Source organism: Pedobacter sp. Leaf176 (genome assembly GCF_001424305.1).
Lineage (GTDB): Bacteria > Bacteroidota > Bacteroidia > Sphingobacteriales > Sphingobacteriaceae > Pedobacter.
The window spans coordinates 305,158-327,872 of record NZ_LMPD01000003.1; the positions used below are offsets into that span (position 1 = coordinate 305,158).

General features: G+C 37.8%; 26 protein-coding genes and 1 tRNA gene. 11 read left to right on the plus strand and 16 right to left on the minus strand.

What is annotated here, in order from left to right; translation table 11 throughout:
* Positions 1-20 precede the first annotated feature (20 nt).
* Positions 21-104: transfer RNA gene (locus ASF92_RS10045), tRNA-Leu, on the minus strand.
* 321 nt (positions 105-425) lie between these two features.
* Between ASF92_RS10045 and ASF92_RS10050 the strand changes: the two genes are divergently transcribed.
* On the plus strand, positions 426-1,064 hold the full coding sequence (locus ASF92_RS10050; RefSeq protein WP_056091834.1) for a DUF6266 family protein: 639 nt from the start codon (positions 426-428) through the stop codon (positions 1,062-1,064).
* A 34-nt stretch (positions 1,065-1,098) separates the two neighbouring features.
* On the opposite strand, the gene ASF92_RS10055 is transcribed toward ASF92_RS10050, so the two are convergent.
* The 4 genes from ASF92_RS10055 to ASF92_RS10075 form a co-directional block, all read right to left on the minus strand.
* Positions 1,099-1,863: an MBL fold metallo-hydrolase gene (locus tag ASF92_RS10055; protein WP_056091837.1), complete on the minus strand. Its 765-nt coding sequence runs from the start codon at positions 1,861-1,863 to the stop codon at positions 1,099-1,101.
* Between the two features lie 31 nt (positions 1,864-1,894).
* Positions 1,895-2,167 (minus strand): hypothetical protein, encoded by a 273-nt coding sequence (locus tag ASF92_RS10060; RefSeq protein WP_056091840.1) that lies wholly within the window; start codon positions 2,165-2,167, stop codon positions 1,895-1,897.
* Between the two features lie 735 nt (positions 2,168-2,902).
* Complete coding sequence (locus tag ASF92_RS10065) at positions 2,903-4,336, minus strand: ATP-dependent RecD-like DNA helicase (protein ID WP_056091843.1); 1,434 nt, start codon at positions 4,334-4,336, stop codon at positions 2,903-2,905.
* A 683-nt stretch (positions 4,337-5,019) separates the two neighbouring features.
* On the minus strand, positions 5,020-6,159 hold the full coding sequence (locus ASF92_RS10075; RefSeq protein WP_056091849.1) for a putative sensor domain DACNV-containing protein: 1,140 nt from the start codon (positions 6,157-6,159) through the stop codon (positions 5,020-5,022).
* A 254-nt stretch (positions 6,160-6,413) separates the two neighbouring features.
* On the opposite strand from ASF92_RS10075, the gene ASF92_RS10080 reads away from it, so the two are divergent.
* The 5 genes from ASF92_RS10080 (at position 6,414) to ASF92_RS10100 (ending at position 9,915) form a co-directional block, all read left to right on the plus strand.
* On the plus strand, positions 6,414-7,220 hold the full coding sequence (locus ASF92_RS10080; RefSeq protein ID WP_056091851.1) for a DUF3822 family protein: 807 nt from the start codon (positions 6,414-6,416) through the stop codon (positions 7,218-7,220).
* On the plus strand, positions 7,211-7,747 hold the full coding sequence (locus ASF92_RS10085) for an RsmD family RNA methyltransferase (RefSeq protein ID WP_056091854.1): 537 nt from the start codon (positions 7,211-7,213) through the stop codon (positions 7,745-7,747). The genes ASF92_RS10080 and ASF92_RS10085 overlap by 10 nt, the downstream gene beginning before the upstream one ends.
* A gap of 433 nt (positions 7,748-8,180) precedes the next feature.
* The gene (gene coaD / locus ASF92_RS10090) at positions 8,181-8,651 is read left to right on the plus strand and encodes a pantetheine-phosphate adenylyltransferase (protein ID WP_056091857.1); all 471 of its coding nucleotides are present in this window, start codon (positions 8,181-8,183) and stop codon (positions 8,649-8,651) included.
* A 162-nt stretch (positions 8,652-8,813) separates the two neighbouring features.
* On the plus strand, positions 8,814-9,317 hold the full coding sequence (locus ASF92_RS10095) for an RNA polymerase sigma factor (protein WP_056091860.1): 504 nt from the start codon (positions 8,814-8,816) through the stop codon (positions 9,315-9,317).
* The gene (locus ASF92_RS10100; RefSeq protein WP_056091863.1) at positions 9,307-9,915 is read left to right on the plus strand and encodes a hypothetical protein; all 609 of its coding nucleotides are present in this window, start codon (positions 9,307-9,309) and stop codon (positions 9,913-9,915) included. The genes ASF92_RS10095 and ASF92_RS10100 overlap by 11 nt, the downstream gene beginning before the upstream one ends.
* Positions 9,916-10,121: 206 nt before the next feature.
* Here ASF92_RS10100 and dprA read toward each other — a convergent pair whose 3' ends face one another.
* The 6 genes from dprA to ASF92_RS10130 form a co-directional block, all read right to left on the minus strand.
* Positions 10,122-11,216, minus strand: a complete 1,095-nt coding sequence (gene dprA / locus ASF92_RS10105) for a DNA-processing protein DprA (RefSeq protein WP_056091866.1) — start codon at positions 11,214-11,216, stop codon at positions 10,122-10,124.
* A 55-nt stretch (positions 11,217-11,271) separates the two neighbouring features.
* Positions 11,272-11,538: a hypothetical protein gene (locus ASF92_RS10110; protein ID WP_056091869.1), complete on the minus strand. Its 267-nt coding sequence runs from the start codon at positions 11,536-11,538 to the stop codon at positions 11,272-11,274.
* Positions 11,539-11,674: 136 nt separating this feature from the next.
* Complete coding sequence (locus ASF92_RS10115) at positions 11,675-13,168, minus strand: S41 family peptidase (RefSeq protein ID WP_056091872.1); 1,494 nt, start codon at positions 13,166-13,168, stop codon at positions 11,675-11,677.
* Positions 13,161-13,778: an HAD family hydrolase gene (locus tag ASF92_RS10120; protein WP_056091875.1), complete on the minus strand. Its 618-nt coding sequence runs from the start codon at positions 13,776-13,778 to the stop codon at positions 13,161-13,163. Before ASF92_RS10120 ends, ASF92_RS10115 begins: the two co-directional genes overlap by 8 nt.
* A gap of 1 nt (position 13,779) precedes the next feature.
* The gene (locus ASF92_RS10125) at positions 13,780-14,256 is read right to left on the minus strand and encodes a hypothetical protein (protein WP_082489527.1); all 477 of its coding nucleotides are present in this window, start codon (positions 14,254-14,256) and stop codon (positions 13,780-13,782) included.
* 566 nt (positions 14,257-14,822) lie between these two features.
* Positions 14,823-15,473: an ABC transporter ATP-binding protein gene (locus ASF92_RS10130; protein WP_056091881.1), complete on the minus strand. Its 651-nt coding sequence runs from the start codon at positions 15,471-15,473 to the stop codon at positions 14,823-14,825.
* Positions 15,474-15,844: 371 nt separating this feature from the next.
* Between ASF92_RS10130 and ASF92_RS10135 the strand changes: the two genes are divergently transcribed.
* Genes ASF92_RS10135 through ASF92_RS10150 form a run of 4 tightly spaced genes read left to right on the plus strand, consistent with a single transcriptional unit; the run spans position 15,845 to position 18,787 of the window.
* The gene (locus ASF92_RS10135; RefSeq protein ID WP_082489528.1) at positions 15,845-16,522 is read left to right on the plus strand and encodes a hypothetical protein; all 678 of its coding nucleotides are present in this window, start codon (positions 15,845-15,847) and stop codon (positions 16,520-16,522) included.
* Between the two features lies 1 nt (position 16,523).
* Positions 16,524-16,820: a transcriptional regulator gene (locus ASF92_RS10140; RefSeq protein ID WP_056091885.1), complete on the plus strand. Its 297-nt coding sequence runs from the start codon at positions 16,524-16,526 to the stop codon at positions 16,818-16,820.
* Between the two features lie 51 nt (positions 16,821-16,871).
* Positions 16,872-18,437: a DUF4173 domain-containing protein gene (locus ASF92_RS10145; protein WP_082489529.1), complete on the plus strand. Its 1,566-nt coding sequence runs from the start codon at positions 16,872-16,874 to the stop codon at positions 18,435-18,437.
* Positions 18,438-18,478: 41 nt separating this feature from the next.
* Positions 18,479-18,787 carry a hypothetical protein gene (locus ASF92_RS10150; protein WP_056091891.1) on the plus strand — a complete coding sequence of 103 codons (309 nt, stop codon included), beginning with the start codon at positions 18,479-18,481 and terminating at the stop codon, positions 18,785-18,787.
* 72 nt (positions 18,788-18,859) lie between these two features.
* Here the strand turns inward: ASF92_RS10150 and ASF92_RS21010 are convergent, their stop codons facing one another.
* Positions 18,860-19,090, minus strand: coding sequence for a hypothetical protein (locus ASF92_RS21010; protein ID WP_157263822.1), 231 nt, complete (start codon positions 19,088-19,090; stop codon positions 18,860-18,862).
* Between the two features lie 131 nt (positions 19,091-19,221).
* On the opposite strand from ASF92_RS21010, the gene sucC reads away from it, so the two are divergent.
* On the plus strand, positions 19,222-20,421 hold the full coding sequence (gene sucC / locus ASF92_RS10160) for an ADP-forming succinate--CoA ligase subunit beta (protein WP_056091895.1): 1,200 nt from the start codon (positions 19,222-19,224) through the stop codon (positions 20,419-20,421).
* A gap of 217 nt (positions 20,422-20,638) precedes the next feature.
* Here the strand turns inward: sucC and ASF92_RS10165 are convergent, their stop codons facing one another.
* From ASF92_RS10165 to ASF92_RS21015, 4 genes are read right to left on the minus strand one after another with little or no spacing between them, the layout of a single operon-like run.
* Positions 20,639-20,860 carry a helix-turn-helix transcriptional regulator gene (locus ASF92_RS10165; protein WP_056091897.1) on the minus strand — a complete coding sequence of 74 codons (222 nt, stop codon included), beginning with the start codon at positions 20,858-20,860 and terminating at the stop codon, positions 20,639-20,641.
* Between the two features lie 19 nt (positions 20,861-20,879).
* Positions 20,880-21,686, minus strand: a complete 807-nt coding sequence (locus ASF92_RS10170; RefSeq protein WP_056091902.1) for a DUF2975 domain-containing protein — start codon at positions 21,684-21,686, stop codon at positions 20,880-20,882.
* A 3-nt stretch (positions 21,687-21,689) separates the two neighbouring features.
* The gene (locus ASF92_RS10175) at positions 21,690-22,181 is read right to left on the minus strand and encodes a DUF2975 domain-containing protein (RefSeq protein WP_056091904.1); all 492 of its coding nucleotides are present in this window, start codon (positions 22,179-22,181) and stop codon (positions 21,690-21,692) included.
* 3 nt (positions 22,182-22,184) lie between these two features.
* Complete coding sequence (locus tag ASF92_RS21015; RefSeq protein ID WP_157263824.1) at positions 22,185-22,421, minus strand: hypothetical protein; 237 nt, start codon at positions 22,419-22,421, stop codon at positions 22,185-22,187.
* Positions 22,422-22,715 lie beyond the last annotated feature (294 nt).

Below are 22,715 nucleotides of genomic sequence, written 5' to 3' on the forward strand. Positions count from 1 at the left end.
AAACCTGAACTCCGGTAAAGTACCCAAGAGGAGATTCGAACTCCCACACCCATACAGGCGCCAGCCCCTCAAGCTGGTGCGTCTACCAATTTCGCCACCTGGGTTTGAAGAATTGCAAATATATAAATTAACCATAGTGCGCTGCAACATTCATAAAATATTTTTAAACCGAAATTCCTGAAAAGCAAATCTTAACATTGTAAACCAGATGCAGTAACACTACTTTATATTGTTAAACTTATTCCTATAGGACAAGCAAAACAGTCCAACTGTTTCGAGGGACCTTCGACGCACTTAAGACGTACTTTCGTCGGACTTATGACAATTGTACCCGAATAAAAGCCGGCGTAAATCAGAACCAAATACAACTTATTCGTTTACCAATCAGCAATTTACTATATTGTATAATCTAAATTAATGCAATCATGGGAAAAATAGAAAACGGAATTAACGGAGGCTTCACCGGAACGGTGGGCGCCGTGAGCGGTTATTACCTGAACGGGAAATGGGTCATCAGGAGCAAACGCAGAAAATCCGCAAAAAACAAAACCGGTAGTGCAGATCAAAAGGCCTGCAGATCGCGTTTTACAACGATGCAGGCCTTCTTAAGCCCTATTATTGGTTTTATCCGGATTGGCTTTAACCTGGAGTCGAAAAAACGCAGGATGACCGCCCATAATGTTGCAAAATCCTATAACATGCTGAATGCCCAGAATGCCGCCGGCGAAATCGACTATGCTGCTGTACGTTTAAGTTTTGGAAACCTCAGCGGTGCAGAAGGTGTTAAACTGGAACACGACGATGCGGGGGTGCATTTCAGCTGGACAGATAACTCCAACGGCGATTACACCAGGCAACAGGACCAGGTGATGTTAATGGTTTATGATGTAGACAACAAAACGGCCATCTGTGAGACAAGTGGCGCCAGGCGATCAAAAGAAAGGGAAAGCCTGGAAATTCCTTCCTTTTATAAAGGATGTACATTTCACACCTGGATGGCTTTCATTGCAGAAGACAGAATAGGGATATCTGCTACTACCTATTGCGGCAGTCTCGTTTTTTGATAACAAGCTAATGAAGCGTTTAAGTTAAATAGCGCTAACAGTCGAAACTAAGCCCGTCGTAAGCCAACCTGATGTTCGATGGTAGATCTCTTTCTACCTCTGCATGTAAACCTAAATTATGGCTGATGTGTGTGAGGTAAGTCATTTCTGCGCCAATCTTTTGCGCAAACTCAATGGCTTCATTTAAGGTAAAATGCGAAATATGCGGTTCGTTTTGTAATGCATTTATCACCAGGATTTTCGATCCTTTAATTTCTTCTAAACTACGATCAGAAATGGTTTTTGCATCCGTAATGTAGGTAAAATCTGCAATTCTATAGCCCGTAATCGGTAAGAGGTGATGCATCACTTCGAAAGGTTTAATGGTATTCTGCCCGATTTTAAAATCTATGCCATTCTCGACAGTATGCAGATTAATCTGCGGTAAACCATGGTATTTGGTTTCGGCAAAGATGTAGTAAAACTCTCTTTTTAAAGCCAGTTGCACCCGCTCAGTTGCATAAACATCAATTACTTTGTGCAACAAATAATTAAAGGGACGGATATCATCCAGACCAGCGATATGGTCTTTATGCTCATGGGTGAATAGCACCGCATCTAAATCTTTCACATGCTCACGCAAAAGCTGGTAACGAAAATCCGGACCGCTGTCTACAACCATCGTTTTACCTTCGCTTTCAATTAAAACCGATGTTCTTAACCGGTTATTCTTTTTATCTGTAGATTGGCACACTTCACAATTACAAGCAATTACGGGTACGCCCTGTGATGTTCCGGTGCCTAAAAAAGTAACTTTCATCGTAAAAACAGGTCCTTTCTGTGTAGTTGTATCAAAATAACTCGGTTTGCTGTAAAGAGTGAAAAAATTGACGTTGCTTTTCATCTAACAAATTTTCGTCGGGATTCGTTTGCTTAATTAAAGTTATCAAAGCTGCAATTTTACCCTCCAGGTTGGAAAATTTGTTTACCACAACGATTTTATTATGCTCCAGCAGGCAAGAACCTGTTTTAAAGTTTCCTTTTTCGTAACGAACCTTAAATCCGATTGCAAGAAGCAATTGTTCTAATTTCTCTAAAGTATGGTTTGTTAGTGGCAACGACATTAAAACAAACTTAGAGAAATCTGCGCAGCATTCATAAAGAGGAATGAAAAAATATGCGTTCTATTTTACCACCTTAGACACCTAAGAACATCTAAGTTTTAACATATTTATTTTCTCAGATGAACTACGGTGTCTTAGGTGGTTGATAAAACCTGAAAACAATTATTGTTTCACCACCTTAGCCACCTAAGAACAGAGAATTGTTTAATTTTTTTAATCGATAAATGAAATGATGTCGTCATTTCGAGCGAAGCCGAGAACCCGAAGGCTCTGCGAAGCAAAATCTTTGTAAGGCACACTTAGATCAAAGATTTCTCCGTTCCGCTGCGCTCTAGTCGAAAGGACGATCGGAGAATTTCTCAGGCGAACTAAGGTGCCTTAGGTGGTGGATAAAAACCAAACAATTGTTGTTTTACCATCTTAAACACCTCAAAAAAACAGAGAATTGTTTAATTTTTTTAATCGATAAATGAAATGATGTCGTCATTTCGAGCGAAGCCGAGAACCCGAAGGCTCTGAGAAGCAAAATCTTTGTAAGGCAGACTTAGATCAAAGATTCTCCGTTCCGCTGCGCTCTAGTCGAAAGGACGATCGGAGAATTTTCTCAGGCTAGCTAAGGTGTCTTAGGTGGTGAATAACCAGAAAGCAATAATTGTTTTACTACCTTAGAGATCTAAGAAACACCCTAGTGATTTGTGAATCGGTGTAATCCTTTAAATCAGTGTAATCACCTTCCTAAAAATAATCTTCCTGAGCGGTCTTTGCGAAAAGCTGGGGTGCGAAATTAACCAGATACAATTCTTTTTTCGCCCGGGTTACCGCCGTGTACAACCACCTCAGAAAATCCAAATCGATCATTTCCTCTGTCAGATAGCCTTGGTCAGCAAAAACAGCATCCCATTGCCCACCTTGTGCTTTATGGCAGGTAACCGCATAGGCAAATTTAATTTGCAAAGCATTGTAAAAGGGATCTGATTTTATGGCCAGCATTCTTTCACGTTTGTTAGCGATATATTCGTAATCTTCATTCAAGCCATCAAAAAGCTTTTTATTCTGCTCATAAGGCAGGTTTGCAGATTCCAGGGTCAGCGTATCCAGCATCACCTTACAATTGATCTGCCCCGCAGCCGGAAAATCCATAAATTCCAGAGTAGCCTCAGCAAAGCGAAAACCATAACGTTCTTCTTCACCACGAACACGAATTACTTTTGCCATATCCCCGTTGGCAATAAATGCAGTTTCTTCATTCTCTGGCAGCCAGAAATAATTATTCCGAACCACCATAACCTGGTCGCCACCCGTAAGTTCCTCTTCCCGGTAAAGCAACCTCGCCCGGATTTGCTGGTTGTACACATTTGCCGATTTATTTGAGCGGCAAACCACCAGTGTGTTCTCCATTCCGAATTTTCGATAGGCATACTCTAAGCCCTCAACCAACCGGGCGCCCGCCATGTTATAAATATCCTTGTAGTTTTTAGTTAAAAATTTAGGTAAAGGATTTTCAGGATTTCTGGAAATCTGGTTTCTCAACATCGTTGCATTCGCCAGAATCCCCGATTTCTTTTCCTGTCGAACCACTTCTTTCAATTCGACAGAGGTTATTGTTAAGGCAAATTTATCTTTCAGATATTGCTCATTTAAGGCAGGGCTATCCAGGCTTCCGACCGGCGGCAACTGTGCCGTATCACCTACGAAAAGCAGGAAACAGTTTTTCGTATTATACACAAATTCCAGCAAATCCCTCAAAATAGAAGAACCCGTTTCATTAAATTCATCCGCAATCATCGAGGCCTCATCGATGATAAAAAGCGTGTTTTCAGATAAATTCGGAGCCAGCTGAAACTGCATTTCCGGCGATGCAGCTGAACGTTTCCTGTAAATTCTTTTGTGTATGGTCAAAGCTTTCCGGTAGGAATACTGACTCATCACTTTTGCAGCCCGTCCGGTTGGTGCCAGCAATTCACTGCGCAGATTAAATTTGGCCAATACCTTTACCAAAGCCGCTACCGATGTGGTTTTTCCAGTTCCAGCATAACCTTTAAGCACAAAACAGCGGTATTCGTCATCCTCCTGCAGAAACCTCGACATCCGCTCGCAAAAAAGCAATTGCTCCTTCGTTGGGTTGTGTCCGTAAGCCTGGGCAATAAGCTGACTTTTATCGATATACATTTATTATTGACGGTTGTATTATTAAATTATTTTGAAAAGCGTTAGTGTGATTTTTGGAAAGCAATTGTTCTGCTAATTGGCTCCCATAGTCCGTCTGTCCGCTATATCCCCGATAAAAAATCGGGGGATGCCGCTGCAATACGGTTTAGGATGCAAAGATATACGCTATTTTTTAAGTTGGCCCCTACAAAATGTATAAATGCCAAACCGGCCACCCAGCTAAGCCTCACCACCCTATCTCCGTTCTACTTAAATCCGGCCTAACAAATTTCGGTATAGCTTGACAAAGCCAAACCAATAACTTAAATAGAAAACGGCGTAGCCTTCATGAATGCCATTAAAAATTAATTCAAATAATGAATAAATTTTCAGCCGGCAATTTATTAATGGTTTTTTATTGTTTTCATTTGTTTTAATGAGCTCGGCAGCGCCTCGGTTTTGTTTTTTCACGGGCTTCTATTTTTTCATTTGTGCTCAAGCTAGCTACGCTGGTCTTTTTGTTGTCAAAAAGAAAAAAGCCTGTCCGGCCAGGACATTTAACAGTCTTAGCGGGACGCTATGACTAATGTGGCTTGTTCCTTCAAAATGCCTAAATATTTTAAATCTCCATCCAACAAATTGATGATTAAGCAATTCAGCAATATTTCGCAATGAAACAATATTAACAATGAAGCAATTTCCTCCTATAGAAGTAACGTTTCGATCCGATGTGCCATGACCATATTCTGCTGTTTGCTCCAGCTAAAAATAGTAAAATGACCATCCTGAGAAGCAACGAGACCAATTGCCTGTGGTTGGTCGTTCACAAACTGTGCAACAGAAAAATGCCTTGTTCCACCCAACTGTCCGGGGTATAAAATCTTATCTTCACCTCCAACAATCGGCTCGGAAAATGCAATCTGTCCCACCGTGGGCTTGCCCTTTGCACGGCCGATTTTAGCGCCAAATGCAATCAAATCAAATTGTTCGTCGATTATTGTAGCACCATCAACAGCCGTTAAACCAGCCAGGTGTTCCACTTCCCTTCGCAAGGCACCCTGCGAAAAAATTTCCGTTTGGTTACCACCTTGTTTAGCCAGATTGGACAAACCGCAAAAAGGCGGCTCAACTAAATACTGTATGGGCTGAATGATGGATTCTTTCCACTTGCTATCCCCTTTCGGAACAATCAGCAAAGCGCCGCCACGCCCATGGCTACGCATGGACACTGAAAATTGTATCAGAATGTTTATTGGATCGTTCCAGCTGGCCAGCACAGTTAAATCAAGCAAGGCTTTCAAAATTGGCGGGCAATCTCGGTTTGAGCAGGAGGTATCATCAACAATTCTAATCTGTTCCCCTTTCAAAACGGCAACGTTAGTATATTTCCCGATGCCGTAAATACGGCGGTGTTTAATTACAATAAGTCCGGGCTCGGAAACATCGATCACAAAGCAAAAGTTGGGGATATTTAAAGTTGTACCCCAGATGTAAAGTTCCCCATCTTCCTCCCAAACCCCTAAATGAATACCGGAACGCTCTATACCAGGCGCAATTTTAGTTAGCGTATTCGCATTTAAAGGTAGCGGTTTAGCAAATTTCAAGGGTTTTGAAGTTTGCGATGGCGGTAAAAATGCGAGTGAAATACGAGGCGAATGCCCTTCTTCTTTTCGTAGGCTACTCCAGAATGCAACATCAATTAACGACTCAATTGTGTGCTTATCTGGCTGTGTAGCCAAGTCTACTTCGCCCTGCGCCGACGCATTTGCATGAAGTTTAATAAAATGTTGTTCAATCTTACCCGCAACTGTGTTTGCCGCTTTGTAAGTAGGCTTGTAACTCATGTTCCGAATTTAAGCCGAATATTTGAAATTCCAGACAAGTGAAAGTTTGATTTTGGTAAAAAGATTTTGCTTCGTTTAACCGCAAAGAACGCAGAGCCTGGCTAAACACTAAGGCGCAAAGAACAGAAAGTTGATTACAGATTTTTACATCATTTGATATAATATAGGGAAATTGAGGCGCCCAACTTTGGGTTCTTTTCGAAAAACTTTGTACCCTTTATGGTAAATCTCTAAAAAAAGCTATTTTTGTTCAAATGAGTAACAACAGTCTTTTATTGGTCGACCCGGATTTTAAAGCTGATGCATCGGTAAACTGCCATTTGTTGTTGAAGATAACAAACGACAGCTTTTCTTATGCCGTAGTGGATAAAGATTCCGGACAGGTTACTATTATTTTCGATAAACAAGGTTGTGATGATGTGGAGCAGGAATTAAAATCGGCTTTCGAAACCGATGTTTATCTGTCTAGAAAATACGTTACCATAAAAGCAGCTGTGCACACTGCGAATTTTATTTTCGTGCCTGATGAATGGTTTGACGAGGACAATCTTTCCGTTTACACCAAATTCTTAGGTTCTGAGGGAAAGATTTATAATCAACAGCATGAAGAATCGGGTTTCAATACCCTTTTTTCTTTAGATGAAAAAGTAGAAGAGCAACTTCCGGAACATACGGTTGTTTATCCACAATCTTCACCCTTACTGGCTTTATCAGGTCATTTATCAGGTGATGCATTGTTAATTGATTTCACCGCTTTATCTTTTAACGTGCTTTTTGTAAAGGACGATAAAGTCCGTTTCCAAAATCATTACGATACAGAAACTGCTGCCGAATTCAATTACTTTTTATTATTAATGATTGAACAACTGGATTTAACGGAATTTATTCCGGTTTACATTCAAGGCATCATTAATGAAGACGACGATTACTACAACACCCTTTTAAAATATTTCAACAACATTCATTTCTTCCTACCTGTTGGAAAACATAACAATACGTTGTTAGAAGATATGCCTAAACATTATTTCAGCGGTTTGCTGGCCTTGGATTTATGCGGATAATTGGAGGCAGGTTAAAAGGAATTCGTTTGCAGCCTCCTGTAAATTTGCCTGTACGCCCCACAACCGACATGGCTAAGGAGGCTCTTTTCAATATTTTAAATAATCGATTTGATTTCGAAACCTGTACTATTTTAGATTTATTCTGTGGAACGGGAAACCTGACTTTTGAGTTTGCCTCACGTGGTGCAGAAAACATTCTTGCGGTAGACATGGATTATGGCTGCGTAAATTGGGTTAAAACAACAGCGAAAAAGCACGAATTTAACCAGATTGATGTCCGTAAGGGCGATGTTTTTAAATTATTAAAGCAGATGACCGGTTCGTATGATGTAATTTTTGCCGACCCACCTTACAACATGCCGAACATTCCGCAAATCCCGGTATTGGTTGCAGCGCAGCAATTGCTTAAACCTAATGGATTATTAGTCGTTGAACATCAAAGTAACATGAAATTGGATAAGCAGCCCGGTTATACAGAAACCCGTAAATACGGAAATTCTTCTTTTAGTTTTTTTGAGTTTGTTTAACCGCAAAGGCCGCTAAGTTTTCCGCGGAGAACGCAAAGCCAGAACACTATAATGTAATCGTCATTTCGACCGCAGTGGAGAAATCTTTTGAGTAAGGATAGCAAAGTTCAAAGATCTCTCAATTGCGCTACCGATATAAAATCGGTAAAAGTTGCGCTCCATCCGATAGCTATCGAATCGAAAAGACGGCCTGTTTATTTTAACCGCAAAGGCCGCTAAGTTTTCCGCGGAGAACGCGAAGCCAGAACACTATAAAAATAATCGTCATTTCGACAAATATCTCCGTCGTCATTTCGAGCGTAGCCGAGAAATCTTTCTAAGTAAGTCTAATCAAAGATTTCTCCATTTCGCTGCACTTCAGTCGAAAAGACTGCCGATTTAGAACAGACTGTTTAGTCTTTCTGCTTTCCGCATAAAAATCTATATTTGAAATATGAAGATAGCGCTATTTCCAGGTTCATTTGATCCAATCACAATTGCCCACGTAAACATATTGCAGCGTGCTACTCCCCTTTTTGATAAAATTGTAATCGGCATTGGTTTAAATAGTTCCAAGCAAAACTTTCTTACTGCCGAACAGCGACTTCAAATTTTAGAAACCGTTTTTGCAGGCTATCAAAATATCGAAATCCAGACCTACGAGGGCTTGACGGTCGATTTTTGCCGTAAAATCAATGCAACTTATATGGTTCGTGGCATTCGTTCAGCATCAGATTTTGAATACGAAAGAGCCATCGCTCAGATTAACCAAACCATGATGCCGGAAGTAGAAACCATTCTTCTGTTAAGCAAACCCGAATATTCAGCAATCAGCTCGACCATCGTTCGTGATATTTTAAGGAACCATGGCGATGTGAGTCCGTTTGTACCTAAAGAGGCGTTGGAGTTTCTATACAAACCTTAGAATTAGATACAAAAATTCTTTCCCATTGATGTAACGTTTTCAAAAATCGATTACCAATTGAGTATATAAACTAAATTATGAAAACTCAAAGGACAAAGATTTTCAAGAAAACAAATTTCATTTCCAAATAGCTCTGTTCATTTAGCCATTCCGAAGACTTAAATGAAAGAGACCGAAGCCACATTTCTCGCCCTGATTAACCATCACAAAGCGATTATACATAAAGTGTCGAAAATGTATATGGACGATGCGGAGCAACAGCGAGACCTGTTTCAGGAAATCGTGTTGCAACTCTGGAAAGCTTATCCAACCTTTAAAGGCAACAGCAAATTCACCACCTGGATGTACCGCGTAGGTTTAAATACAGCTTTGGTTTACTTCAAAAAGGACAAACGAAAAGTAGATAAAATAGCGCTTGATGAAAACATCGATGTAATTGATGTTAACGAAAGTGAATCAAAAGAAGAGAAACTCGCTTATTTGTACAAAGCCGTTCAGGAACTAAACGCAATAGAAAAGGCATTGATATTTCTTTTTCTTGAAAATCAGTCGCATAGAGAAATTGCTGAAAACCTGGGCATAAGTGAAGTAAATGCCAGAGTAAAACTCAAAAGAACTAAAGAAAAATTACAATTCATTATAAAGAAAAATGGTTATGAATTTTGACGATTTAAAAAACGAATGGAAAGCAGATGGCCTTGAAGAAACCAACATTTCGGAAGAGATGCTTAAAATAAAACAAGCGCATACCCCGATTGATATTATTCGTAAGAAAATGAAACGCGAGTTTTACTATCAACTTTTAGCACTTTTATTCATGACGGGTTTACCATACCTGTTAAAGCTATCTGCAGATATGACCATGTTGTATTTCGTTTTTTTCTTCATAACCTGTGGTTTTACGGGATATTATTTTGTAAAATTCTACCGGTTTTACAAAAATTCCTATGACATGAGCGTAGATAGCAGAAAAAATATCCTTTGGTTTTATTATGAAATGAAATTGAACGTGGAGTTGTACAAAGCGTTGACCTACATTATTGTTTTTATCTGGGTGGCATTTTTATCTGTGTTCACATTAATAGAAAAAGCATGGGTAGTAGATAAATTCTTCAATAAACTGCCTCCCTTTTATCTCTTAATAAACTGTTTTGTTACAGTTTTGGTTATCGGCGTAATTACCGAACTCTGGGCATGGCATTATTACGGCAAATATTTAAAAAGAATCAAAAAAATAGTTGATGAACTGAATTATGAGCATTGAAAACACGCTTAGAAAGATTGAAGTAATGTTTCAACTTTTTTAACCTAAAATCCGACATTCACCTGCCCGCTGCAGGCAGGCGGACCCTTAAAGCGCTGCAATAGCATTAGGATTCTCAATAAATTGGGATAAGGACGTGTCAAAACATGATTTGCTTTTTGAACCAGAGTAAGTCTTTTTCATACCGCTCAATTCCATTCAGCAGTTTAAGCAAGTTTATACACCTTCCCTGGTAGAGAAATAATGAGGCCTTGCATTTCCAATGTAAGCATAACAATTGCCAGCTTACTTTGCTGAATACTTAATGTGATGCAGAGTTCATCGATTGAAAGCTGGCCATATTGCAAAACGTCTATCACTTTATGCTCGTTCGCAGTAAGGTTAATCGGCATGGAAATCTGGGGTTGTTTCTTTATCGGCTTTACTTCCTCATCCCAGTTCAAATAGTAGATTAAATCTTTAGCATTATTAATCAAACCTGCGCGGTTTGTTTTTATCAAAAAGTTACATCCTTCAGAAAGCAAATCATTCGTTCGGCCTGGAAAAGCGAAAACATCTTTATTATAGGAGTTTGCTATTTCAGCTGTGATTAAAGCACCTCCTTTTATCGATGCTTCCACAACAAGCGTTGCATCGGAAATGCCAGCAATAATCCGATTCCGCTGAGGGAAATTTTGCCTGTCCGGATTGGTTAAAATTGGAAACTCTGAAAGTAAGCCGCCATTTAACACCATTTGTTGAGACACAGATTTATGTACCTGGGGATACAGCCTGTCGAGCCCATGCCCGAGCACGCCTACCGTTGTAATACGTTGTGAGATGCATTCTTTATGGATGGCAACGTCGATTCCATAAGCCAGTCCGCTTACAATTAAAACATTGTAAGGCGCTAAGATCTCACAAATTTGTTTGCACAAACTTCTCCCATATTCTGTTGCATTCCTGGAGCCGACAACACTTATTATTCTGGGCTGATTTAAATCCGCTTTACCCTTAAAATAAAGTAGAATTGGTGCATCATAACAATTTTTAAGTCTGTTGGGGTAATTTTTATCTGAGAAAAAGAGTACCTCAATACCATGTTTTTCAACAAAATTTATTTCTTCTTCTGCCCGCTTTAATGCTGTGGTATTTAATACTGCTTCGACCGTCTTGCTGCCAATGCCTGGAATTTGCAGCAACTGACTTTTGGTTGCCGAAAAAACGGCTTCCGCACTTCCGCAGTAGGCGAGCAGATTTTTAGCATGTACCGGACCAATTGATTTAATAAAAGTTAAAGCGATTTTGTGAAGCGTACTCATCAATTTTTAATTTAAGGTTAATAAATGCGGGATGATTTATTCCTTAAAATGAAGCTTAAAAATCGATATCTATTAAGCTTTTAATCGGGATGTGGACGTTATTTTTCAATTGTATAAATTTTTCGGTGACCGCCCAAACTGTGGTATCAACACGCTTTGGACCAATTGTGGTATTAAAAGTAATAACAGCTTTAGATTTAAACTCATTACCCAGCCTTTGTGCTTCGTTAAGTTTAGTTTTCAGCTCTAAAGAGTGGTCTTCGTTTGCATTTATTATATTCAGGTAGCTTATATGTTCTTTCTCTACTGTTTCTATCAGCATAATATGTGTCTGTAACGGTTAATATTGAACAAGCTTATCAAAATTTCATAGAAAAAACAACCTTTAATATCATTTTTTCACTCTTAAGATCAAAAAAGCCGGCATTTCTAAGTGCCGGCTAAAATTTATATTTGGTTTATTTATTAAGTTTTAGTTTTCTCGTTTCTACCATTCCTTTAAACGTATGATCTAACTGTTCATTCGCCTGGTCAATTGAAGCTCTGGATGCAGATGTACTGCTTAACACATTGTCTTTAGTTAAAGCCGAAAAGTTTCCGGTTGCAGAATAAAACAACGCCTGAGCAAGCATCTTCTCCGACACATCTCCAAAATCTTTTGTCAAATCATCACTTACATCCTTATCAACTGTCATCCCTGAAAAATAATCACCCTGATTTAATTGGTTTTTAGTTTGAAACTGGGGAATGTACAAGTCGCTTTTATCTATATGTATCGCAAAGAAACCAACTGGTTTACCATAGGTTGTTTTTCCGATTAGCTTAACATCCATTACTGGCTTCAGATTATTGATTAGCAATTCGCTGGCTGAAGCCGTACTACCGGTTACCAAAAAATACACCCTTGTTAAACTACTCAAGCTACCCCTTTTAACAAAAACTTCCTGGTTTCCCGCAGCTGCAGTTGGTTTGTATGAGTAATCGAAATAGGAATACAGGCGCGTAACGCCATCATTTCCTTTAGCATAAAATTTTTGGTTTTGGAGGATGGTTGCTTTCTCTTCCTGCATGGTTTGAGTCCAATAAGTCGTATACATCACTTTCCCATTTTGGGAAGCTGGCGCAATTAAGTTCGTAAAAGCTTCTGATGTTGCAACAGAACCCCCACCATTGTAACGTAAATCAACCACCAGTTCAGTAACACCGTCCGCAGCAAATTTTGTGAAGGCTGCATCAAGTAAGCTCGCAGAATTAGTTGTAAAACTGTTGAATACGATATAACCAATCTTTTTTGCTCCAATAGTATAAGTATTTGTGTATAAAACAGGATTAAGGTTATAAGTTGCACGGTTAATAATCACATCTGCAGAAGTACCGCCTGGCTTTGAAACAGTCATACTAATCGATGGATTTGTCCCAAATAATGAATTATTTATGTTATTAATATCTACCTGACTGGATCTCAAGACTCCTCCACCATTTATCCTGGTAATCAGATAGCCTCTCTTCAATCCCTGTGCATCAGCCGGAGAACCTGGATAAACAAGTTTAACCCTTAATAAATTATCTGCATCGAAATTAGCTGAAAAACCGTAATCTCCACTCACCCCGCTTAATTGCGTGGCTACAGAGCCGTCGTCCATAAACGAGTATTTATCATTCCCTCCGGTACTTGGCAATGCTTTTATAGCGGCGAGTACAGCGTTATCTGAACTGTATTGTCTTGGATTAAATGTGGCAAAGGTTGGCATACCCGCGTTCCAAAGATAAGTTTGTTGCGCATACAGGTAAATTGAATCTTTTGTTAACTCTGCACGTGTTCCAGGCGTTCCAGGTAGGGTTCCAGTTCCTCCATCAGGATTAACAGGTGATTTTTTACAGGATGTTGTTAAACCAATAACAGCAATCAAGGCGCACAATAAGAGTTTTCGTGCATGAATCTTTTTACTCATATTTATTGTAAATTTCTAGTGACACAATATACGGCAAATTAATCAGATTGGATTGTTGCTCATCAGAATTATTTGCACCAACAACTAACGCATTCTCAACCGACAAATTGTTGCTGCTTAATATGTTCAGAAAAATTTCTGATTTAGGCTGACTCATTTCGTCGGCAAAGTACACGGTTAAATATTTTTCGAGCCCATTCCATTCTGTTTGCTTAATTTTATTTAGCTGCTGTTCAGGATCACCTGATGTAACAATAAAAATCTGCTTGCCATCAATTACCAGGTTTTGCATAAAATCAAGCATGTTTTTGTAAAGTAATAACTTTAAAGGCAAACGAGCAGTCTGATGCAGCAAATCGAAGTTATGTTGAAAAGCATTTGACAATTCAAACTTTAGCGCAGTTTTTTCGAAAAGCTTATCTGTTCCCGATTTTTCATATTCCAAACGCATAAAATCTAAAATGGATTGTGCGTTTTTCTGTTCTGTGTATTCTATAAATTGGGCGAACAAATAATAAACTTGCAACAAATAATCTTTCGCCGGAAATAAAACATCATCAAGTTCAAAAATGACAATTTGCTTGTCTCTTGACAGTTGATACGCGTCCATATTAAATTGTAAAGAGTTTATAATTATTGGCATCGTTCAACGTGAAGACGCCGTTGAAAGCCCCAGGAAATTCAGCCTCACTTTGTAAGCTGCTGTTGTAAATGCAGTCTCCCTTTACAAAAACACTGAAATTACCGCTTGAAATTTTTTCTGAATTCAAATAGTCATTTAAACATTCAAGAGGTGGTAAAAGTACGTCGATCCCATACTCACCAAACAAAACTGCAGATTTAGCGATTGGCTCTATTTCGAAGTGATGTAAGGGAATTATACTATCGATAGCTTCAGTAATGCAGAAATTGAGTAGAATATGCGCAATGCTGTCTCTGTTCAACTCGCCTAAAGATGTGAACGCATAATTATCTGTAACCATTCCTGGTACATCACCGTAATCTGCAAATAAAATAAAGTGAGCAGGAAATGCTTTCAACAACTTTAGTGTTTTCGCATTATTTCCGCCTGTGATGAGTATTTTCAATTTTATATATTGCTTTGTTCGTTACTTGATGTATTGTTGAATTGTTATATTGTTTATTGTTGGCATCAGGCATGAATACCCTGATCTTGCAAATCCTTTCATCCTGTAAATCATGCTCTTACACCATACTCCTGCAAATCCTCTAATCCTGTAAATCCTGTTCCTATACGATTAGCCCATCTTCATGTAACTGCTTTGATTTGCTGTGCCCTACGAATCAACACCGTACTCCTGCAAATCCTCTAATCCTGTAAATCCTGTTCCTATACGATTAGCCCATCTTTCATGTAACTGCTTTGATTTGCTGTGCCCTACGCATCAACACCATAATCTTGCAAATCCTCTAATCCTGTAAATCCTGTTCTTATACGATTAGCCCATCTATCATGTAACTGCTTTTATTTGCTGTGCCCTACGCATCAACACCATACTCCTGCAAATCCTCTAATCCTGTAAATCCTGTTCTTATACGATTAGCCCATCTTTCATGTAACTGCTTTTATTTGCTGTGCTCTACGCATCAACACCATAATCTTGCAAATCCTCTAATCCGGTAAATTCTGTTCCTATACGATTAGCCCATCTTTCATCGTAACAACCCGGTCGCTGGTTTTTGCAAGGTGTTCGTTATGCGTTACAATTACAAAAGTTTGCTGGAAGTTATCCCTTAGGTTAACGAAAAGCTGATGAAGTGCAGCAGCATTCTCGGAATCTAAATTCCCCGATGGTTCATCAGCTAGAATTATTGAAGGGTTATTGATAAGTGCCCGGGCAATTGCGACCCTTTGTTGTTCACCACCTGACAATTGATTAGGTTTATGGTTGGCCCTGTCTTTCAATCCAAATAAATCCAGTAATTCAAGTGCCCTAAGCTCTGCCTGTTTTTTATTTGTTTTGGCTATAAATGCCGGAATACAAATGTTTTCGATTGCACTAAATTCGGGTAACAAATGATGAAACTGAAAAACGAAACCAATATTTTGGTTACGGAAAGAACTCAGTAATTCGCCACTTAATTTACTTATTATTGTTCCTTTCAATTCTACAGCGCCATCGTCAGGTTTATCAAGTGTTCCTAAGATATGCAACAGTGTACTCTTTCCTGCTCCTGAAGGACCAATAATACTTACAATCTCCCCCTTTTGCACTTCAAAATTTACGCCTTTTAATATCTGTAGATTCCCGTACGATTTTCTAACTCCAGTGGCTTTTAGCATATTTCAAAATTAAGAAAAAAGATTAAAGCAGAAAGATTAAAGATGAAGGAACAAAGAATAAAGCACGAAGCAGAAAGCTTAAAGGCGAAAGGGTAAGATGAAGGATAAAGGATCAAAGAGCAATGATAAAAGAACTAAAATTAATAAAATCAGTGTAATCCTTAATCTGTGTAATCAACCCGAAGGAAAAGAGCAAGGAAAAACGATAAAGGAACAATGATAATGGAACAAAGAACAATGATAAAAGAACAATGATAAAAAGAACAAGGAACAACGATAAAGGAACAAAGAACTAAAATCTCAAAAATCAGTGCAATCCATAATCTGTGTAATCAACCTGAAGGAAAAAAAATGAATTAAAATTTGCAGGTATGAAATTCTTGTTTAACTTTGAAAAACAAAGCACTTTTAAAATGAGCACTCAAAAAGAACAATTAGATGCGTTGAAAGACATCAGACAAATGATGGATAGATCCTCCAGGTTTATTTCATTGAGTGGGTTATCTGGTGTTTTTGCAGGTGCAATAGCACTGATTGGTGCGTACTTTGCTCACGAAGAAGTAGAAAAGTTTCTGACTGGCAGAGGGTATAGCCTCGGCATACAAGGTGAAATCGACTTAGAATACAACCTTATAAAACTAGCGCTCATTGTTTTATTTGTAGCTTTACTTGGTGGCGTTTTATTCACCTACAGACAAAGCCAACGCAATAACCTGCCAATTTGGGATAAGACCTCAAAATCATTACTTTTAAATCTTTTCATACCAATATGTGCCGGTGGATTATTCATTATCGCTTTATTGTTTAACCATCCGAATACCTACAGCCTAATTGCACCAACTTGTTTAATTTTCTATGGTTTAGGTCTTATAAATGCAAGCAAATACACTTACAGTGATATCCGGTATTTGGGTTATCTGGAGGTTGTGCTGGGATTAATCTGCATGTTTAATGTAGGTTATGGATTAATATTCTGGGCAATTGGCTTTGGAGTTTTGCATATAGTTTACGGTCTTTTAATGTATTTTAAATACGAAAAGGGCAAATAATATGAAAAACCCAATTGCAGATTTAAATAAAATATTCGACAGCCGAATCCGCTTGGGTGTAATGTCGGTACTTGTGGTTAATAACGAAATTGCTTTTAACGATTTAAAGCAAATGCTTGAGTTAACTGACGGTAATTTGGCTTCACACTTAAATACGCTTGAGCAGGCTGAATTCATTAAAGTACACAAAGGTTTTATCGGTAGAAAAACCAGTACAACCTATTCCATTACAGATTTAGGCAAACAAGCTTTTAAAGCGCATTTAGATGCACTGGAAAAAATGATTAAAAAGCTGTAATTTTTTTTTGACTAATAACTTTGAAATACAAAGTACTTTTAATTAATTAAAATGAAAAATAAATCCAACTTCCTACTACTATCAGCACTAATTGGCGGCTTTCTATTTAGTTTGCTTTTCTGGCAGGAGCGGCTAGCGCTCAATCTGCTTATGTATAGCATTTACTTAATTGCGGTTAGTTATCTAAACCCTGAAGTTGTTAAAAGCAAAAAGGTAGTAATTTATGGTTTTGCGCACCTTTTTGCAGCTGTTTTGGTTGTCGTAAATAATTCAGACTTGACGCTGGTTACCTATTACATAAGCCTGATTTTGTTTATAGGATACGGTCATAATCACCAATTGAGAACAGTTTTCGCCGCTTTTCTGGCGACAGTTATGCAAATGTTGACTGCACCTTTTAACGTCATCAGAAATTTAAATCAAGTCAGCATTGGAAAATTCAACTTAAAACCAGTGTTTAAAATTGTTAAATACGTTTTTATTCCGGGTGTTATTGTAATTATTTTTGCCTGTTTATACTCTGCAGCAAGCAGTGTTTTTGCACATTACGCGGAAGCCCTGCTAATTAATATCCACGACTTTTTTAAAAGCACAATCGGTTATCTGTTTAAAGACCTGAGCTTCGGGCGCTTTATGCATTTCTGTTTCGGCTTAATGGTTACCGCCGGCTTGTTAATTGCTTTTTTTGATAAAAGCCTGCAACAAATTGAATTAAAATGTAAAGAAGAATTATTAAGGGTTAGAAAAAATGTACATAACAAAACAATTTGGTTTGAGTTTACAAAGATCTTTAGTGGCAACTTGCTAAATAAAAAATTAGCGCTTAAAACCGAATTCATTACCGGAATAATCTCCTTTGTCGCCTTAAATCTATTATTGCTTTTTTTAAATGCGATCGATATTACAACACTTTGGTTTGGCTATAAGCCTGCAGGTAATTTCTCAGCAGATTTGCACGATGGGACCAACTCGCTGATTTTTAGTATCGCTTTGGCAATGTCTATTATCATCTATTTTTTTAGAGGAAACCTGAATTTCTACAGCAAAAGCAAAGCCTTAAGAACACTGGCGTTCGTTTGGATGCTCCAGAATGTAATACTTATTATTTCTGTGCTTATCAGGGATGGTTATTATATCGAATTTTATGGATTGACACATAAAAGAATTGGTGTTTTAGTATTTGCAATCTTGTGCTCAGTTGGTTTAATGAGCGTTTATATAAAGGTTGCCAGACAAAAAACCTTTTTCTATTTGTTAAAATTTAACGGCAATTTCTGGTTCGGATTGTTGATGCTTTTCAGTATCATAAACTGGGATGTTTTTATTGTAAAATACAACCTTTCCCACTGCGATTCCATCTCTGTTGATGCAGATTATTTGCTATCGCTTTCTGATAAAACCTTGGCTGTTTTAGACGAAAACAGAACGAAATTACAACACACCGAGTCAAAAAGTGCATATGGAATGGAAATAACCAAACCGGCAACTCTAGCGTCAAATCAGAGAAAACTGGAGGAAAGAATCGGCTATTTCAAAGAACGTTACGAGCGCGTAAGCTGGGTATCCTGGAATTTACAAGATTGGGAAACGGCTAAACACTTTAGAATAGAAAAATAAAACAACAAAAATTATTCATTGCATCATTAATTTATAAAATCATGAAAAATCAAATCACTATCAATTCATCTAAACAAAGAGTCGCAATTATTTTCATCATTACTGCTCTTATCTTAAGCATTCCATTAATAGCAATGCAATTTACCAGTGAAGTAAACTGGGATTTTAAAGACTTTATTGCCGCTGGCGTTTTACTGTTAAGTGCAGGTATGGCTATTGAAGTTGTAATCAGAAATGTAAAAACGAACACAGCTAGAACAGTATTATTTTTAATTATTTTGCTGGCTTTGTTTTTAATCTGGGCAGAACTGGCTGTTGGTATCTTCGGAACACCATTTGCGGGAAGTTAAGAACACTATTAACCGTTTTGTTCTAACCGTTTTAAGATAGTTAGCGCAGAGGGAATATATTTTTTGCATTTGTTAGGAACCAACTTTGTTTTTAAGCCTGATTACAGCGGTAAGCCCGGAGCGTAGTGAGGACTTATAGCGGAAAGCAGGGCCGCCAGCCGCCATGAAGAACCTTCCTCTCACTTTCAAATTAAAATCTCTGCGCATAACTGCGAAATCAGCGAGACACCATAAACCAACACACGTTACAGGCACTAATTTCGCAATTAACACAAAACGTTCATTTTCTGAAAAAAACGCCAATTGCTATTTGTTTAAAGGCTTTGAAATTGTAGCTTTGGGCAAATTTTGTAGCAAATGAACCCGATACGATTAAAATAATATTTTTATCGTAATAGGCTCCATCTGACAGATAAAGACAAAAATATAAACAGATGAATATTCACGAATACCAGGGTAAACAAATATTAAAAAGTTTCGGTGTTAACGTTCAAGAAGGAATTGTTGCCGACACGCCAGAGCAAGCTGTTGAGGCTGCAAAGCAATTGAAAACGGATTACAATTCTGACTGGGTTGTAATTAAAGCGCAAATCCATGCTGGTGGCCGCGGTAAAGGTGGTGGTGTAAAGTTAGCCAAAAACCTGGACGAAGTTAAACAACGTGCAACTGATATTATTGGGATGCAATTGGTAACACCTCAAACCGGGCCGGAAGGTAAATTAGTGAGTAAAGTTTTAGTTGCTCAGGATGTTTATTATCCAGGTGCTTCAGAAACTAAAGAATTTTATATCTCTGTATTGTTGGATCGTGCTGCTGGCCGTAATATTATTATGTACAGTACTGAAGGGGGTATGGATATCGAAGAAGTTGCGGAGCACACGCCACACTTAATTTTCAAAGAGGAAATCGATCCGAAGGTTGGCTTACAAGGGTTCCAGGCACGTAAAATTGCTTTCAACTTAGGTGTTAGTGGCAATGCCTTTAAGGAAATGGTTAAATTTGTGACTTCTCTTTATAAGGCGTATGAGGCTACTGATTCGTCCATGTTCGAAATCAATCCGGTACTAAAAACATCTGATGATAAAGTTATTGCTGTTGATGCTAAAGTTAATTTAGACGAAAACGCATTATTCCGTCATGCTGACTACGCTGCCATGCGTGATGTTACGGAAGAAGACCCTATGGAGGTTGAAGCGAGTGCAAGTAACTTAAACTTCGTTAACCTTGATGGTAACGTTGGTTGTATGGTTAACGGTGCTGGTTTAGCAATGGCAACCATGGATATCATTAAATTGGCCGGTGGCGAGCCTGCTAACTTCTTAGACGTAGGTGGAACTGCAAATGCACAAACAGTTAAGGCAGCTTTTAACATCATTTTAAAAGATCCTAATGTTAAAGCGATCTTGATTAACATCTTTGGTGGTATTGTTCGTTGCGATCGTGTTGCTCAGGGTGTTATCGATGCTTACAATGAAATCGGAAACATTCCTGTACCAATTATCTGTCGTTTACAGGGTACAAATGCTGAAGAAGCTAAAAAATTAATCGACGAATCCGGGCTTAAAGTTTACTCGGCAATTGCGTTGAAAGAAGCTGCTGATTTAGTAACTAAAGTTTTAGCTGAGCAAGCGTAAAAAGCTTAAAGCAGAAAGACTAAAGCTTAAATCGTAGTCATCATAAATATAAAACCTTTCAGTTCAACTGGAAGGTTTTTTGTTTTAATACCACCTTAGAAAACCTTAGGCTATATATTTACTCATAGGTATGTCAGGAGTCTTTTTTATTTTAACACCACCTTACACACCTTATAAAACCTTAGTTTATGCGTTTAACTTAGATGTGATTAGGTGTCTAAGGTGGTAAAATGGTCGCTGATCGAAACTCCAGTATATCACCAGGCTGGCAATCCAGAGCCTTACAAATAGCTTCCAACGTTTCTAAACGAATTGCCTTTGCTTTGCCTGTTTTTAATATAGACAAATTTGACATCGTAATACCAACCCGATCACTTAATTCTGTGAGCGACATTTTTCGGCGGGCAAGCATGACATCTAAATTTATAATGATAGGCATGGAATGTTGAGGTGTAAAGTTAAATAGTTAAATCGTTTTCCAGTTTAATTGCAACAGCATCTTTTATAACCTTAGAAAGGATTACAACCATTATACCGATGCCAATATTGCTATAGTTAACAGAATTACCAAAATTTAATCCGATTTGAATGTTACCGGTCATGTAAGCATCCACCATTCCTGACGTTTCAAGGTGAATACCAGGAATTATTCTGGCATTAATAAAAATACAAACGAATTCAAAAACCTCAGTAAAAATCAAAAGTAAACCTACATAGGAAATCAACCTAAAGCTTTTTTTATTCAGGAATTCTCCCTGAAGGTATATATTGATAAGTTTGATAATAAATATGAAAATGAATATCAGCGATAAGGTCTTGATAGTGGATTGAACTGTCCAGAAAATTCTATATGCCTTGTGTTTCGTATCTACATTTACCTGAACTGCGTTATCCAACCGAATAGGATTATATGCTGATATTTTATAACGAGTATCACTTACAACCAATTTCTGAATTATTTTATCTTTCACATCCGAAGAATTGTAAGGAAATAATTGATTATACAGAGATTGATTAAACCGGCTGATACGACCACCCGACGTACCACTTTTAAATGTTATGATGGTATCAGGGATTGATACCTGTAAGCCCATATGCATTGGGTATCCGGGAGTTGTGTCTCCGAACGTCGTATCACCAACTCTTAAATATTTTTTAGCGTTAAAGATCTCGCCGTAAACATTTAAAAGGATGGATAATGAAAGCAATAAGACGCCAAATAACAGGCATGCACGTATAAATCGAGCGAGAATTCTATATTTCATATGTTAAATTGTTAAATCGTTTTCCCGTTGAAGCAAAATACCCTTATTGAATACAAAAGCTATTGTTAAAAGTGTTAAACCAAAAATCAATAACCAGATTTGGAAATCAACGTTTTCAATTATATTTAATGCCAAATCGCTTTTGTAACTGTTCCGGTGAATATAAACCGAAGCCTTGAATAAAAACAATATAAATGGTATCGTTGTACAATACCAGCCCATCCGTTTAAGCCGACTTACATTATCTTCACTAAAAACATGCCCAATCTGTACTGAATCGATAAACCGATATAAATAAACCAAGACCCTTAAAGCTAAGAAAGTAATAACAAACACGACCAGACCTTGTAAAAAACCAATTAATGTTCCGTTACCTTCACCATTATGCCCCTCTTGGAAACCGCGAACGGCATCTTTAAGTGAAAACAAGAATACGACTAAAAGCGTAATAACATAGCCTGCTTTAATCAATTTTATTTGGTTTTGAGTATTCATAATTTAGATTGTTAAATCGTTTTCTTCTTTAAGCTTTTTGTTTGCATTCAAAACGGCCGATGCAAAAAATATCAAAATGGTTATTATAATAAAACTGAGGTTTGGAATAACGACTAATGGTGCGATATCAGACCATAGGAAAGCAGGTGTACTAAAATCAATTCTGGATAATACGTTGTAATTAATGACAACTGAAGAATAGATCAAGTAAACCATCATCAAAAACGGAATCCATTTCATAAAATTTAATGGTTTAACTAATTTATCGGACAGAACAAACGAAGGAGAAACTTTGATAATGTTATCTAAAAAAACAAAAAACACCAGATAATAGACGCAACTTATCGTTGTATAGTAGTCAAGCTGATTATGAAAAGACGCTTTAGCAAGGAAACTGAGCAAGTAGAGAAATGTTAATATTCCAAAAATTCTGATAAAAATCTTTATCAATATCAATACCCCAAAATTAAAGAAGGTATCTTTTAACTTCCAATTTGCGAATCTTATAAAAGTCATAGTTTTCAAATAATTATT

Excerpts from the sequence above, each read along its gene's own strand:
- sucC (WP_056091895.1), top strand. The coding sequence starts at position 19,222 with ATGAATATTCACGAATACCAGGGTAAACAAATATTAAAAAGTTTCGGT.
- ASF92_RS10115 (WP_056091872.1), bottom strand. The coding sequence starts at position 13,168 with ATGAGTAAAAAGATTCATGCACGAAAACTCTTATTGTGCGCCTTGATT.
- ASF92_RS10170 (WP_056091902.1), bottom strand. The coding sequence starts at position 21,686 with ATGAAATATAGAATTCTCGCTCGATTTATACGTGCATGCCTGTTATTT.
- ASF92_RS10175 (WP_056091904.1), bottom strand. The coding sequence starts at position 22,181 with ATGAATACTCAAAACCAAATAAAATTGATTAAAGCAGGCTATGTTATT.
- ASF92_RS10095 (WP_056091860.1), top strand. The coding sequence starts at position 8,814 with ATGAAAGAGACCGAAGCCACATTTCTCGCCCTGATTAACCATCACAAA.
- ASF92_RS10130 (WP_056091881.1), bottom strand. The coding sequence starts at position 15,473 with ATGCTAAAAGCCACTGGAGTTAGAAAATCGTACGGGAATCTACAGATA.
- ASF92_RS10135 (WP_082489528.1), top strand. The coding sequence starts at position 15,845 with ATGAAATTCTTGTTTAACTTTGAAAAACAAAGCACTTTTAAAATGAGC.
- ASF92_RS10100 (WP_056091863.1), top strand. The coding sequence starts at position 9,307 with ATGAATTTTGACGATTTAAAAAACGAATGGAAAGCAGATGGCCTTGAA.
- ASF92_RS10080 (WP_056091851.1), top strand. The coding sequence starts at position 6,414 with ATGAGTAACAACAGTCTTTTATTGGTCGACCCGGATTTTAAAGCTGAT.
- ASF92_RS10060 (WP_056091840.1), bottom strand. The coding sequence starts at position 2,167 with ATGTCGTTGCCACTAACAAACCATACTTTAGAGAAATTAGAACAATTG.
- ASF92_RS10150 (WP_056091891.1), top strand. The coding sequence starts at position 18,479 with ATGAAAAATCAAATCACTATCAATTCATCTAAACAAAGAGTCGCAATT.
- ASF92_RS10165 (WP_056091897.1), bottom strand. The coding sequence starts at position 20,860 with ATGCCTATCATTATAAATTTAGATGTCATGCTTGCCCGCCGAAAAATG.
- coaD (WP_056091857.1), top strand. The coding sequence starts at position 8,181 with ATGAAGATAGCGCTATTTCCAGGTTCATTTGATCCAATCACAATTGCC.
- ASF92_RS10050 (WP_056091834.1), top strand. The coding sequence starts at position 426 with ATGGGAAAAATAGAAAACGGAATTAACGGAGGCTTCACCGGAACGGTG.
- ASF92_RS10075 (WP_056091849.1), bottom strand. The coding sequence starts at position 6,159 with ATGAGTTACAAGCCTACTTACAAAGCGGCAAACACAGTTGCGGGTAAG.
- ASF92_RS21015 (WP_157263824.1), bottom strand. The coding sequence starts at position 22,421 with ATGAAATGGATTCCGTTTTTGATGATGGTTTACTTGATCTATTCTTCA.
- ASF92_RS10145 (WP_082489529.1), top strand. The coding sequence starts at position 16,872 with ATGAAAAATAAATCCAACTTCCTACTACTATCAGCACTAATTGGCGGC.
- dprA (WP_056091866.1), bottom strand. The coding sequence starts at position 11,216 with ATGAGTACGCTTCACAAAATCGCTTTAACTTTTATTAAATCAATTGGT.
- ASF92_RS10065 (WP_056091843.1), bottom strand. The coding sequence starts at position 4,336 with ATGTATATCGATAAAAGTCAGCTTATTGCCCAGGCTTACGGACACAAC.
- ASF92_RS10085 (WP_056091854.1), top strand. The coding sequence starts at position 7,211 with ATGCGGATAATTGGAGGCAGGTTAAAAGGAATTCGTTTGCAGCCTCCT.
- ASF92_RS10110 (WP_056091869.1), bottom strand. The coding sequence starts at position 11,538 with ATGCTGATAGAAACAGTAGAGAAAGAACATATAAGCTACCTGAATATA.
- ASF92_RS10055 (WP_056091837.1), bottom strand. The coding sequence starts at position 1,863 with ATGAAAGTTACTTTTTTAGGCACCGGAACATCACAGGGCGTACCCGTA.
- ASF92_RS10140 (WP_056091885.1), top strand. The coding sequence starts at position 16,524 with ATGAAAAACCCAATTGCAGATTTAAATAAAATATTCGACAGCCGAATC.
- ASF92_RS10120 (WP_056091875.1), bottom strand. The coding sequence starts at position 13,778 with ATGGACGCGTATCAACTGTCAAGAGACAAGCAAATTGTCATTTTTGAA.